Annotated in this window: 10 protein-coding genes; 1 reads left to right on the top strand and 9 read right to left on the bottom strand. The window is 72.6% G+C overall.

Annotation, left to right across the window (positions count from 1 at the left end):
• Positions 1-5 precede the first annotated feature (5 nt).
• On the bottom strand, positions 6-1,433 hold the full coding sequence (locus JN22_RS18530) for an MFS transporter (RefSeq protein ID WP_396022004.1): 1,428 nt from the start codon (positions 1,431-1,433) through the stop codon (positions 6-8).
• Complete coding sequence (locus JN22_RS18525) at positions 1,319-2,956, bottom strand: tetratricopeptide repeat protein (RefSeq protein ID WP_085557230.1); 1,638 nt, start codon at positions 2,954-2,956, stop codon at positions 1,319-1,321. The genes JN22_RS18530 and JN22_RS18525 overlap by 115 nt, the downstream gene beginning before the upstream one ends.
• A gap of 156 nt (positions 2,957-3,112) precedes the next feature.
• Between JN22_RS18525 and JN22_RS18520 the strand changes: the two genes are divergently transcribed.
• Positions 3,113-4,678, top strand: a complete 1,566-nt coding sequence (locus tag JN22_RS18520) for an adenosine deaminase family protein (RefSeq protein ID WP_085555354.1) — start codon at positions 3,113-3,115, stop codon at positions 4,676-4,678.
• A gap of 53 nt (positions 4,679-4,731) precedes the next feature.
• Here JN22_RS18520 and JN22_RS18515 read toward each other — a convergent pair whose 3' ends face one another.
• The 7 genes from JN22_RS18515 to JN22_RS18485 all read right to left on the bottom strand — a co-directional run bounded on the left by JN22_RS18515 (position 4,732) and on the right by JN22_RS18485 (position 13,562).
• On the bottom strand, positions 4,732-5,211 hold the full coding sequence (locus tag JN22_RS18515) for a protease complex subunit PrcB family protein (protein ID WP_085555353.1): 480 nt from the start codon (positions 5,209-5,211) through the stop codon (positions 4,732-4,734).
• Positions 5,212-5,216: 5 nt separating this feature from the next.
• Positions 5,217-6,413 (bottom strand): M20 aminoacylase family protein, encoded by a 1,197-nt coding sequence (locus JN22_RS18510; protein WP_085555352.1) that lies wholly within the window; start codon positions 6,411-6,413, stop codon positions 5,217-5,219.
• A gap of 63 nt (positions 6,414-6,476) precedes the next feature.
• Positions 6,477-7,094 carry a glutathione S-transferase family protein gene (locus JN22_RS18505; RefSeq protein WP_085555351.1) on the bottom strand — a complete coding sequence of 206 codons (618 nt, stop codon included), beginning with the start codon at positions 7,092-7,094 and terminating at the stop codon, positions 6,477-6,479.
• 190 nt (positions 7,095-7,284) lie between these two features.
• Positions 7,285-7,962, bottom strand: a complete 678-nt coding sequence (gene tagF / locus JN22_RS18500) for a type VI secretion system-associated protein TagF (protein WP_085557229.1) — start codon at positions 7,960-7,962, stop codon at positions 7,285-7,287.
• Between the two features lie 19 nt (positions 7,963-7,981).
• Complete coding sequence (tssM, locus tag JN22_RS18495) at positions 7,982-10,003, bottom strand: type VI secretion system membrane subunit TssM (protein ID WP_085555350.1); 2,022 nt, start codon at positions 10,001-10,003, stop codon at positions 7,982-7,984.
• 10 nt (positions 10,004-10,013) lie between these two features.
• Positions 10,014-11,321 (bottom strand): type IVB secretion system protein IcmH/DotU, encoded by a 1,308-nt coding sequence (icmH, locus tag JN22_RS18490; RefSeq protein WP_085555349.1) that lies wholly within the window; start codon positions 11,319-11,321, stop codon positions 10,014-10,016.
• 348 nt (positions 11,322-11,669) lie between these two features.
• Positions 11,670-13,562 (bottom strand): potassium transporter Kup, encoded by a 1,893-nt coding sequence (locus JN22_RS18485; protein WP_211099671.1) that lies wholly within the window; start codon positions 13,560-13,562, stop codon positions 11,670-11,672.
• Positions 13,563-13,583 lie beyond the last annotated feature (21 nt).

The following is a 13,583-nucleotide window of genomic DNA, read 5'->3' as shown; positions in this document are numbered from 1 at the left end:
AGCTCTCAGGCTGCGGCGTTCTGACGCGACCGGTCCGGTTCGCGCACCCCCATCATAAGCACGAACCCGACCACGAAGAAAACCAGGACCGTTCCCATCCCGGCGCGCTGGCTGGCGAAGGCCTCGGTCGCCAGCCCGAACAGCAGCGGTCCGAAGAAGCCGACGAAGCGCCCGGTCAGGCCGTAGAGCCCGAACATCTCGGTGGTCATGCCCGGCGGGGCGAGGCGCGCCATCATCGACCGCCCCGCCGCCTGCGCCGGCCCGAAGAAGGCGCCGAGCCCGAGCGCCAGCACCCAGAACCACAGCTTGTCGGTCGCCAGCAGCAACGGCACGCCGAAGGCGGTCATGCCGAGCAGCGCCAGCAGGATCACCGGCTTGGCCCCGGCCCGGTCGTCCATCCAGGCGAAGCCGATCGCGCCGGCCCCCGCCACCACGTTGAGCGCGATGGCGAAGATGACGATCTCCTCGAAGCCCATGCCGAAGCTGCCGGCGGCGAAGATGCCGCCGAAGGCGGTGATGGTGTTGATGCCGTCGCGGTAGAAGGCGCTGGCGACCAGGAAGCGGACGGTCTGCTTGTAGCGCCGCGCCTCGCGCAGCGTGCGGCCCAGCATGCCGATGCCCTCGCGTACCGCCTGCCCCAGCGGCCGCCCGCTCGACGGCTCGTCCGGCACCCACAGGAAATAGGGCAGGGCGAACAGCCCGTACCACACCGCCACCAGAAGCGCCGTGGCGCGGATGTTGGCCTGCGGCCCCCAATCGTCCCAGGCGGCGCCGAGCAGCCCGAACAGCGGCGCCTCGGCCTTCACGAAGCCGAACAGCGCGACGACGAGGCAGACCAGCCCGCCGAAATAGCCGATCCCCCAGCCCCAGCCGGACACCCGGCCGAGCAGCCGCGCCGGCACCAGGCCGGGCAGGGTGGCGTTGTAGAAGACGTTGGCCAGCTCGAAGGACACGGTGGCGACGACGACGCAGACCAGCGCGAACAGCGCGAAGGACGGGTCGGGCTCCACCCACCAGAGTGCCGCGCTCAGCAGCACGGTGATGCCGGTGAACAGCGCCATCCACGGCTTGCGCCGGCCGCTGCGGTCGGCGATGGCGCCCAGCACCGGGCTGAGCAGGGCGATGGCGATCCCGGCGACGGTCATCGCCACGCTCCAGCGCGAGGTTCCGGCGACCGGATCGCCGACTACGCCGCGCGCGAAATAGACCGAGAAGACGAAGGTGGTGATGATGGTGTTGTAGGCGGAGTTCGCCCAGTCGTAGAGGCACCAGGAGGCGACGGCGCGCCGGTCGACCGGGGGCTCCCCGCCGAACGGCCTCATCCGCCGATCCCGAAGGAGATCTGGTTGTTGTCGTAGCGGGCGACGACCCGCAGCGTGTCGCCGGGCTGCACCGGAATCGGCACGTCGAGGAAGGTCATCGCCTGCTTCCAGTGGTTGGTGCGTGCTTGGCTCTCCGACTTGTAGACGACCTCCTCGTCCATGAAGAGGTCGAACCAGAAAGCGACGCCGTGGCAGGTGCCGGCCTGCGTGACGGTGACGTCGATCTCGCGTTCGCCTTCCTCCGGCATGTTGCGGGTGAAGTCGAAATCCAGCGCGGTGAAGGGCTCGGACAGCGCGCTGTGGGCGTCGGCCCCGAGGTCGATCTGCTGGTAGCCGGGGGAGCGGAAGACGTCGAAACTCGACATGTCGAAGCCGTCGATGCGCTTGACCGGGTTGATGCGGGCCAGCTCCGGCGTCTCGATCAGCATGGCGTAGACGGTGGAGGCACGCGGGATGATGGCGCCGCCCGGCTTCACCAGATGGGTGCGGGCGTGTTGCAGCACCGAGAGCATGCGCGGCGCCAGCATGCCGATGTTGATCAGTTCCGACACGAAGACGTCGGCCTTCTCCGGCAGGTCGCCGCCCTCGCCGACGGTGAGCTGGGTCGACAGGCGCGGCACCACGGTGACGCGGTCGGCGTAGCCGTTGTTGGCGACGGTCTCCTTGGCGACGCGGGCCAGGATCGGGTTGACCTCGCAGGTCACGACCTTTCGCGCCCCGGCGCGGGCCGCCATCATGGCGACGATGCCCGACCCGGTGCCGATCTCCAGCACGAGGGAGTCCGGTTTCACCGCGCGCTCCAGCGAGTGCTTGTAGGCGTCGTTGCGCTCGAAATCGTTGATCATCGGCAGGTGCCAGCCGGGCACCGCGTTGGAGTAGATCAGCCGGCGGGTGAACTGGACCAGCGGGTGGTCGGGGGCCTGTTCGCGCGCCGCCTCGATCGCCTCGATGGCGTCGGCGGCGCGGTCGAGGCTTTGCAGCACATGGGCCAGACCGACCTGCGCCGGCACGAAGCGCGGGGCGGCGGCCAGCACGGTGCGGAAGGCGGTTTCCGCCTCCTCCAGCCGGCCGCGGGTGGCGAGCAGCTCGGCCAGGGTGTAGTGCACCTCCAGATAGTCGGGGGCGAGGTCGAGCGCGGTGCGCAGATGGGTTTCCGCCGTCTCCAGCTCGCCCAGCTCGCGCAGGGTGGATGCCAGGAAATGATGCATCTCCGGCGCGCCCGGCTTGAGGTCGAGCGCGGCGCGGAAGCTCTCCGCCGCCTCCTCCAGCCGGCCCAGCGCCTTCAGCGCGTTGCCGAGGTTGCCGTGCAGCTCCGGGAAGCCGGCGTTGATCGACAGGCCGGCGCGGAAGGCCTCCTCGGCTTCCGCCGCGCGGCCGAGCTGGAAGAGCAGGCTGCCCCGGCTGTTGTGGAAGGACGGGTCGCTGCCCTGCTCGGCGATGGCCTGGGCGAAGAGGGAGAGCGCGTCGTCGGCGTGGCCGGTGTGGGCGGCGATCAGCCCCAGCAGATGCAGCCCCTGGGCGTTGTGCGGGTCGGTCGCCAGCACCGTCTGGCAGATCGCCTCGGCGCCGGCAAGATCGTTGGCCCGGAACAGGCGGGCCGCGTCGAGCAGCGTGGGGGCGGGCGTGTCGGTCATCGCGGGCGGCTCCGGAATCGGCTGGAACTCCAAGGATTCCGCACCATAGCCGAATTGCCGCGGCTCCACAGCCCTTCGGTGCGGGACGCCGCATTGCGGATGGGCGATTATCAGGAACAAGGTTCCCGCAAAAGACGAAACGCGGGAGTGCCTTGCATGAAGAGAGTGAAGTCCGGCGTCGCGGCGTCCGCCCTGGCGGCGCTGCTGCTGGTGGGATGCGCCACGGCGGGGAACGGGCCGGTGGGGAATGGGCAGGTTGGCGGCGCGGCGATGGACGTCGCCGGCTCGGCGGCGGCCAGGCGGTTCGAGGCGGTGCGCCACAGCCCGCCGGAGCTGCGGGCCTTCCTCCACGCGATGCCGAAGGGGGCGGACCTCCACAGCCACCTGACCGGCGCCGTCTACGCCGAGACCTACCTGCGGCTGGCGGCGGCGGAGAATCTCTGCTTCGACGTCAAGAGCAAGTCCCTGGTCGCGCCGACCAAGGCCGCGCCCTGCGGCACCACCGCCCAGGATCCCCGCCCGGCCGCCGCCGTGGTGATTCCCGATTCGGTGCTCTACCCGATGGCGGTCAACGCGCTGTCGACCCGCTCCGCCCTGCCGGTGTCGGGCTACAGCCTGCACGACCAGTTCTTCGCCACCTTCGGCCGATTCAGCGCCGCCAACGATTCCACCGGCGATCTGCTGGCCGAGGTCGTGGACCGCGCCGGCCGCCAGGGTGAGCAGCATGTCGAGCTGATGGTGTCCTTCCGCACCTGGATGGCCGCCGCCATCGGCAAGCAGCAGCCCTGGACCGGCGATCTGCCGGCCATGGCCGACCGGCTGACCGCCGCCGGGCTGCCCGGACTGATCCCGCAGGCCAGGGCCGACATCGACGCGGCGGAGGCGCGCATGCGCTCCCTGCTCGGCTGCGGCACCCCGGCGGCCCGTCCCGGCTGCGGCGTGTCGGTGCGCTACATCCAGCAGGTCTCGCGCACCCAGGCGCCCGGCCCGGTCTTCGCCAGCACCCTGTTCAACGCCATGCTGGCGGCGGCGGAGCCGCGCGTCGCCGGCCTGAACTTCGTGGCGCCGGAGGACAACCCGACCGCGCTGTCCGACTACGACCTGCACATGCGGATGATCGCCGAGGCGCGCCGCCGCTTCCCCGGCACCAACGTGGCGCTGCACGCCGGCGAGCTGACGCTCGGCCTCGTCCCGCCGGAGGAGCTGCGCAACCACATCCGCAAGGCGGTCGAAATCGCCGGGGCCAAGCGCATCGGCCACGGCGTCGACCTGATGTACGAGGACGACCCGCAGGGGCTTCTGCGGGTGATGGCCGCCCGCAAGGTCGCGGTGGAGATCAACCTGACCAGCAACGACCTGATCCTCGGCGTGGCGGGCAAGGACCATCCCTTCCCGCTCTACCGGGCGGCCGGCGTGCCGACGGTGCTCTCGACCGACGACGAGGGCGTCAGCCGCATCGACCTGACCAACGAGCTGCAACGCGGGGTGACGGAGTTCGGGCTGGGCTACGCCGATCTGGTGGGGCTGGCCCGCGCCAGCCTGGAGCACAGCTTCCTGCCCGGCGACAGCCTGTGGGCGGCTGCGGAGTGTGCGGGAGCGGTGGCGGCGCCGTCGGCCGGCTGCCGGGTGGTGCTGGAGCGCAGCGAGAAGGCGCGGATCCAGTGGAAGCTGGAGGAGGCGCTGCGCCGCTTCGACCGGGAGGCGGCCGACGGGCGGGTGTGAGGACGGATTCCAAGCCCTTCTCCCACGAGGGGAGAGGGGCTTTCAATCAACCTTTATCTGTCCCGCTGGAACGTCGCCTTTCCCTCGACCCGCGGCAGCAGGCGGACGGCGTAGGGGCTGGTCTGGGTCAGCGCCACCACCTGCTCCGGACCCGGCACCCGCTCGTGGAAACCGACCTGCACCCCGCCCTCCACCGTGCGGGCGCGGTCGATGCTGACCGAATAGCCGGCGGTGTCGCGGGGGCCGAGGAACACCGCCACCGCCATGCGGTCGCCGGGCAGCGAGGACGGCACAGCCTCCCCGACCCTCGCCCACAGCTCGCTCCAGTCCTGGTCGCTGCGGGCGACGACGTAGGCACGCTCGGCGGCGAGGCTGCGGTCGCCCTGCCAGTAGGTTCCGGGAGCGGCGTCGGCGGAGAGCAGTCCCCCGTCCGCCGTCCGGTTCGATCCGTTGGTCTGGCAGGCCGTCAGGGTCAGGATGCCGAGAAAAAGGAGCGGAGCGAGGCGGCGGCGGGCCGGGGGACGGCGGGTCATGCGGGTCAGGCGCTCCGTGGCAGGATGGTCTCGACCAGCGACGCCCAATAGCTGGCGCCGGTCGTCAGGATGGCGTCGTTGAAGTCGTAGTGCGGGTTGTGCAGCCGGCAGCCCGGCCCGCCGTGCCCGCCATGGCCGAGCCAGATGTAGGCGCCCGGCCGCTCCTTCAGCATGTAGCCGAAATCCTCGGCCGCCATGGTCGGGGCCGGCGCCCAGATCACGTTCTCGTCGCCGACCACCTTGGCGGCGGCGGCGGCGGCGACGCGCGCCTCCGGCTCGCTGTTGACGGTCGCCGGGTAGCCGGGGCGGAAATTCAGCACCGCCTGGGCGCCGAAGCCCTCGGCGATGCTCGCCACCAACCGGGCGAACTGCTCCTGGATGCGGCGGTGGGTGGCCTCGGAGAAGGTCCGCATGGTGCCGCGCAGGATGGCGCTGTCGGGGATGACGTTGGCGGCGGTGCCGGCATCGACCACGGTGATCGAGACGACGGCGCTGTCGGCCGGGTCGGTGCCGCGGCTGACGAGGCTCTGCGCCGCCGTGATGATGTGGGCGGAGACCAGCACCGGATCGATGCTGCGGTGGGGCATGGCGGCGTGGGCGCCGTGGCCGCTCACCGTGATCTCGAACTGGTTGGCGGCGGCCATCACCGGGCCGGGATGCACGGCGATCTGGCCGGCCGGCAGTTCCGGCCAATTGTGCAGGCCGTAGATCTGCTCGCAGTCGAACCGGGTGAACAGCCCTTCCTCGATCATCCTCAGGCCGCCGCCCTGGCCCTCCTCGGCGGGCTGGAAGATGAAGTGGACGGTGCCGTCGAAGTTGCGCGTCTCCGCCAGATAGCGGGCGGCGCCGAGCAGCATGGTGGTGTGCCCGTCATGGCCGCAGGCGTGCATCTTGCCGGGATGGCGCGACGCGTAGTCGAAATCGTTGGCCTCCGGCATCGGCAGCGCGTCCATGTCGGCCCGCAGGCCGATGGTCCGGGGCCCGATGGCGCGCCCGCTGCCGGTGCCGAGCCCCTTCAGGGTGCCGACCACGCCGGTCTTGCCCAGGCCGCGATGCACCGCGATGCCGAATTCGGTCAGCTTGGCGGCGACGAGGTCGGCGGTGCGGTTTTCCTCGAATCCCAGTTCGGGATGGGCGTGGATGTCGCGCCGCCACGCGGTCATGTCGTCCTGGAAGGCGGCGATTCGGTTGTTGATCGGCATGTCTCTGACGCTGTTCTGGGACCCTTGCGGGCCGTTTTCGATGAGGAATCGGAAGATAGGGCGCTATTCGGGAACCGCCATGCCGCGCTGCACCGCCGGGCGGGCGGCAACGGCGTCGTGCCAGCGCTTCAGGTTGGGAAAGCGGTCGAGCAGCCCGCCCCCGGCGACCGCCGCGGCGGCGATGAAGGGGAAGCAGGCGATGTCGGCGACGGAATAGCTGGTGGCGAGATACTCGGCCACGGCCAGCCGGTCGTCCATCGCGCCGTAGCAGCGCATCAGCTCGCCCTTGTAGAGGTCGATGGCGTAGGGGATCTTCTCCGGCGCGCGGACCGAGAAGCGCAGCATGTCCACCGCCGTGGGGCCGAGGTCGCTGATGCCCAGCATCAGCCAGCTCAGCGCCTCGGCGCGGTCGTCCAGGCTCTCGGGCATCAGGCGGCCGGTGCGCTCGGCGAAATGCAGCAGGATGGCGCCCGACCCGAACAGGCGGCGGCTCCGGCCGCCGGGCAGCTCCTCGACCAGCGCCGGGATCTTGGTGATCGGGCTGATCGCCAGGAACTCCGGCCGCTTGTTCTCGCCGGCCACCAGATCGACCTTGTGGAGGTGGTAGGTCAGGCCCAGCTCCTCCAGCAGGACGGACGCCTTGCGCCCGTTGGGCGAGGGGAAGGTGTAGAGCGTGATCATGACGGGCCGGTCTCTCCTGCCGCGCGGTTGTCCTTGCGGTTCCGTCGGTCAGTCTGGCCGATTTGCGCGCGCAACGCCAGAGGGCGCCCTCCGGTGCCCGGACCCGGAAGCAGCATGAACGAGGTCGCCGCCGCCTGATTCGGCCGGTTCGCCTTCGCTGAGCGGGAGCGCCGGTCGAAAGGGGAACCCTTCAGCCCCGCGCGACGTCCCCGTCCTCCCATCCCCAGCGGTCCCAGGCGCCGTCGAGCATGGCGGTCGGCCGGGCGCCGCCGGGCAGGCCGCGGCAGGACAGCAGCGACGGCTCGACGTCCCCGCCCCCCCGCGTCCACCACAGGCTCGATCCCGCCGCCAGCGGCCCGGCCAGTCGTCGGACCAGGGCGACCGCGATCGGGTGCGGGCATTCCGGTTCCGGCCGCCCGAGAAGCGCCAGCCGGGCCGGCAGCCCCTCCACGTCGGCTCCGGTCCGGCAGGCGCCGGTGGCGATCGCCTCGGCGCGGGTGAACCAGGCCGTGCAGGCGCCCGGAGCGGCGCTCAAATCCAGCGTGTCCGGCAGGGCGGCGGCGATGGTGAAGGTGTAGAGGCGACCGACCCGGTCGGCGCTTGGCCTCAGCACGCCGATCAGCGGGGCGTCGCCGCACAGGCCCGCCGACAGGGCGAAGCGCCAGACGGGGGCGCCGGCGAAGCAGCGCTCCCAGCCGCCGCCCAGCCGCCGCCGCGTCTCGGCGAGCGCCGTGGCCAACCAGCCGTCCCACGGCTCCAGCACCTCGCGCGGCAGGCCGTGGCCGACGAAATCGCCGCGTGCCGGCACCTTGCCGTGAAAGCCGACGCCGCGGAAATGGCCGGACGCTCTCCGGCCCGCGCTTCCCATGCCGAGGATCATGGGAGCCTTACGGGGCCGGTGTCGCGGCGCGCGCGGGCTCGGCCTGCGCCAGCACCTCGCCGACGCGGGCGACCAGGGCGTCGTCGGGGGGGACCGGCGCGAAGCCGGCCTCGAACAGGGCGGCCAGATGGTCGCCCAGCGCGCGGCGGCGGGCGTCGTTGGCCGGGCCGGGCAGGGTGCGCTGCCAGTCGATCGCCAGCCATTCGGCGAGGTAGGCCCGGTCCATCGGCTCCTGCCCGCCGACCATGCGGTAGGCGCGCAGCGCCAGCCGCAGCAGGTCCGGCCGCGCCCAGTTGGTGCGCAGCTGCTCCTCCAACCGCAGGGCGATCCGTGCCAGGAACAGGGTGCGCAGCGCCCGCTGGTAGACCTCGCGGGCGGGGGCGGCGATGCGGTGGCCCTGGTACAGCCCGCCGGCCAGCCCCGGCGGCGCCCAGTCCCCGCGCTCCGCATGGCCGAGCGGCAGGGCACGCAGGCCGTCCAGCGCCGGCAGGATCGCGGCGACGTCGGTGTCGTCGACCCGCGTCAGCGAACGCGGCGCCGTGTCGAGCGGGCGCAGCGCCTCCTCCACCGACCGCGCGGCCTCGTCGGCGCGCTCCAGCAGGGCGGCGTTGCCGTCGCGGCTGTGCAGCCAGAAGCCGCCGAGCAGCAGCCCGGCGGCCAGCGCCGCGCCGGCCGACAAGGCGCCGGCGCGGCGCTGGCGGCGCTCCAGCGCCCGGTCGACCCCGGCGAGGTTGGCCTCGGGGAAGACGCGCTCCGGCAGCAGCCGGTCGAGGAAATAGGTTTCGGCCGGTTCGTCGACGGTCGTGGGACGGTCGGTCTGGGTGGCGCTGGTCAGGTGGATGCCGCGCAGCAGCGGCACCTCCTCGCCGGACTCCGAGGCGAAGGCGGTGTCGACCAGATCGGCCAGCGCCGTCTCCAGCTCGGCGATGCGCAGCGGGAAGGCGAAGGCGGCGCTGCGCCGCCGGATGTCCGGCTCCTGGTGCAGCCGGTCGAGCAGCCGCTCGTCCAGCCGCCGCACCAGATCGGCGAACAGGGCGTGGAAGGCGGGCAGCGGTCCGTCGGGCGCCTCCTCCGCCGGGAAGGTCATGCCCCAGACCTGCGTCCGGCCGGCGCGGTCGAGCGGGTCGAAGAAGGTGGCGAACCCCTCGACCAGATCGGCCTTGGTCAGCACGACATGGACCGGGACCCGCAGGCCCAGATGCGTCCGCAGCTCGTTCAGGCGCTGGCGGATGGTGATGGCGTGGGCGTGGCGCTCGGCGTCGCTCCAGGCGGCCAGATCGGTCAGGCTGACGGTGACCAGCACGCCGTTGACCGGCTGGCGCGGCCGGTGCGTCTTCAGCAGGTCGAGCAGCCCCGACCACACCCGCCCGTCGACCGCCCGGCGGCTGTCCTGGGTGGTGTAGCGCCCGGCGGTGTCGATCAGAACCGCGTGGTCGGTGAACCACCAGTCGCAGTTGCGGGTGCCGCCGAGGTTGGCGATCGGCTCGGCGATGTCGCCGGAGGCCAGCGGGGCGCCGAGCCGGGCGTTGGCCAGCGCCGTGCTCTTGCCCGATCCCGGCGCGCCGATCACCAGATACCAGGGAAGCTGGTAGAGGTAGCGGCCGGTCAGGCCGGCGCCGAACTTCTGCGTCTTCAGCCGGGCCAGCACGGCGTCGAGGCGCTCGCGCACGCTGCCCAGCTCGTCGAGCGACGCCTTCAGGTCGGGATCGCGGGCGGCGGCCAGCGCCTCGACCAGCCGGGCGTTGGCGGCGCGCTCGCGGCGGTCGATGGCGCGGTTGGCGGCGGCCCAGCCGGCCAGCGCCAGCAGCAGCGGCAGCAGGCGCTCGGTCCAGTCGGCGCCGGGCACGGCCTGCGGGACCAGCAGCCAGCCGCTCAAGCCCAGGGCCAGCACGCCGCCCAGCGAGACGCCCCAGCGCAGGCTGGCCGGCAGGCCCGCCGCGCGGGGCCGGTGCGGGCGGGCGGCCGGGCGGGTGGCGGGCCGGGCGGCGGAACCGGGGGCCGGGTGGCGGGGCGGGCGGGGCACGGTCATGGCGGCCGGCTCACTGCGGGTAGAGGCGGATGTCGATCCGCCGGTTGCTGTCGCGCCCGGCGGGCGTGTCGTTCAGCGCGATGGGCTCGGCGTCGGCGCGCCCCTCCGCCGACAGGCGGGCGGGGCCGAGCTGGCGTTCCAGCAGGGCGCGCACGGCCTCGGCCCGCGCGTCGGTCAGGCTCCGCGCGGTGGGGAAGCGGCCGTTGCCCGGAGTTTGGTCGTCGGTGTGGGCGGCCACCAGGACGCGGCCGGCCTCCGGCGCCAGCGCCTGTCCGACCCGGTCGACGATGGCGCGGTGGCGGGCCTTCACCGCCTCGCTGCCGGTGGCGAACATGGCGGCGGCGGGGACGCGGATGACCAGGGCGCCGTCCTCCCCGGCCAGCACCTCGATGGCGCCGGTGCGGATCTCCGGGGCGAGCAGGGCGGTGACGCGGGCGATCAGCGCCGGGCCGGCGGTCGGCGGCGGCGGCGGGGCGAGGCGGGCGATCTCGATGGGGCCGTCGGGCAGCAGCGCCGCGATGCGGGCGGCCACCGGGCCGGCCTGCCGCTCCAGCGACGCGGAGAGCTGGGTGTGGAGCAGGGCGAGGCCCAGCCCCACCGCCGCCCAGGCCAGCCAGGACGGCAGGCCGCCGCCCAGCGGGCGGAAGCGCCCGGCCAATCCCGCCATGGCCGTCCCTTGCCCGGCGGGGGAGAGGCCGGGGCTGGGCTCGCCGCGCGCCCGGCGCAGGATGCGGTACAGCTCGTCGCGCAGATGGGCGAGGTCGTGGGCGCCGCGCGGCTTGTCGCGGTAGCGGCCCTCGAAGCCGAGCGACAGGCAGGCGTAGAACAGCTCCAGCTCGCGCCGGTGCAGGCGCGGGTCGCCCAGCATGGTGTCGAGCAGGTCGAAGAAGCGGTCGGCCCCGCCGGCGTCGGGGGCGAGTTCGGCGACCAGCCCTTGCTTCGCCCAGGCGCAACGGGCCCCCCAGGGGGCGGCGCGGACCACGTCGTCCAGCGTGGCGCTCAGCGCGAAGCGGCCGACGCGGATCTCCTCGGGCGTCAGGCCGGCGGCGGCGCCGTCCGTCTCGAAGCGCCGGATGGCCGCCAGGGACTGATCGCGCACGCCGTCGGGAGCGTCGTGGGTCATGCGGTCGCGCAGGCCCATGGCGAGGTCCAGCACCGGGGCGGCGGCGCCCAGCAGCGGGTTCAGCGCCCCGCGCAGGCGTGGTTCCGGCAGATGCGGCGGCGGGGTGGGGACGGGTGCGTCGGGGACCCAGGTGTCGGGGACGTGGGTGTCGGGGATGGCGGCGTCGAGCGGCGCGGGCGCGGCGCAGGGAGGCATGGCGGGCGCGGGCGCCCGGCCCGGCCCCCCGCCCGGCCGGCTGGCGGTCAGAAAGGCCGGCGCCGGGGGCAGCCGGGACGGTCGCGCGGGGTCGTCCTCCCGGCGCGGTTCCCGTGGGCGCGGTTCCCGTGGGTCGAGCCGTGGCCCGCCCCCGCCCAAACGATCCTCCACCCCCACCGAATCCCCCATGCCAGCGGGCGCCGCCGCGCGTCCGAAGGAGGTATAGCAGGCGGGCGGCTCCGAAGGAACGCCGAGTCGCGGCGGCAAGCTCCGGGGCTGGCCGGAGGGGCCGTTCGGCCGGCCTCGACGCCGGCCGTCCAGGCGTCGTCCTGCCCGGCCGGAAGTCCCTCAGATCTCCAGCTGCATGCCCAGCTCGACCACGCGGTTGGGCGGGATGCAGAAATACTCCGAGGCGCTGGTCGACAGCTTCGACAGGAAGATGAACAGCGGCTCCTGCCAGCGCGGCATCCCGGCCAACCGGTGCGAGCGGATCAGCGTCTCGCGGCTGACGAAATAGGTCGTCTCCATCGGCTCGAAGGGCAGGCCGGGGATCTTCCTCTTCTCCAGCGCGTTGGGGATGTCCGGCTCGTCCTTGAAGCCGAAATGCAGGATCAGCCGGAAGAAGCCGGCCGACAGCGGTTTCAGCTCGTAGCGCTGGCTGTCGGGAACGTGCGGCACGTCCTGGATGTCGACGGTCAGCAGCACGATCCGCTGGTGCAGCACCTTGTAGTGCTTCAGGCTGTGCAGCAGGCCCGGCGGCAGGCCGCGCGGGTTGCCGGTGAGGAAGACCGCCGTGCCGGGAACCCGCTGGATCGAGCCGCCCTTCAGGCGCTCCAGCAGCGAGTCGAGCGGCAGCGCGTCCTCGGCCAGCCGCGCCCGCACCACCTCGCGCCCGCGCCGCCACGTTGCCATCAGCAGGAACACCGCCGCCCCCACCGCCAGCGGGAACCAGCCGCCCTCCTCGACCTTGATCAGGTTGGAGAAGAAGAAGGCCCCGTCGATCGACAGGAAGACGATCAGCGCCAGCCCGGCCTGCCACAGCGTCCAGCGCCCCAGGCTGCGCGCCACCTTGTAGGCGAGCAGCGTGGTCGCCACCATGGTGCCGGTCACCGCGATGCCGTAGGCGGCGGCGAGGTTGCTGGAGGTCTGGAAGCTCAGCACCAGCGCGATCACCCCGGCCAGCAGCAGCCAGTTGAGCTGCGGCATGTAGATCTGGCCCTTCTCGTGCTCCGAGGTGTGGCGGACCTCCATGCGCGGCAGGTAGCGCAGATGCATCGCCTGGAGCGTGACCGAATAGGCGCCGGAGATCACCGCCTGGCCGGCGATGACCGTCGCCGCCGTCGCCAGCACCAGCAGCGGCACCTGCGCCCAGTCCGGCGCCAGATGGTAGAAGGGATTCTCGATGGCGTCCGGCTCGTGCAGCAGCAGCGCGCCCTGGCCGAAATAGCAGAGCAGCAGCGAGGGCAGGACCAGCCCGAACCACGCCAGCCGGATCGGCTTGCGGCCGAAATGCCCCATGTCGGCGTAGAGCGCCTCGGCCCCCGTCACCGCCAGCACGACGGCGCCGAGCAGCAGATAGCCCTTCCAGCCATGCTCGAACAGCATCTCCACCGCGTGGCCCGGCCAGATGGCGCCCAGCACGTCCGGGTATTTCAGGATTTGCCGGATGCCCAGCACGCCCAGCGTGACGAACCACACCAGCATCACCGGGCCGAACAGCTTGCCGACCTTCTCCGTCCCGAAGCTTTGCAGCACGAACAGCAGGATCAGGATGGTGACGGTGATCGGGATGACGTAGTCCTCGAACACCGGGGCGACGACCTTCAGCCCCTCCACCGCGCTCAGCACCGAGATGGCCGGGGTGATCAGGCTGTCGCCGTAGAACAGCGCCGCCCCCATCACGCCGATCGCCATCACGGTGGCGGTCCGCCGGTGTCCCGGCCGCATCCCGCGCAGGGCCAGCGCCGTCAGCGCCAGGATGCCGCCCTCGCCCTGGTTGTCGGCGCGCATGACGAAGATGACGTACTTCACCGTCACCGTGATCACCAGCGCCCAGAAGATCAGCGACAGCACCCCGAGGATCACGTCGGGCGACAGGTCGAACCCGCCGCCCTGGGTCAGGCATTCGCGCAGGGTGTAGAGCGGGCTGGTGCCGATGTCGCCGTAGACGACGCCAAGCGCGCCCATGGTCAGGGCGCGCAGCTTCGTCGAATGCTCGCGGTCGGTCATGCTCGCTTCCATCGCCGTTTCCGTCCTTGGCCG

This window comes from Azospirillum agricola, assembly GCF_020005195.1.
Classification (GTDB): domain Bacteria; phylum Pseudomonadota; class Alphaproteobacteria; order Azospirillales; family Azospirillaceae; genus Azospirillum; species Azospirillum agricola.
This window is presented reverse-complemented; position numbering and strand designations above follow the sequence as displayed.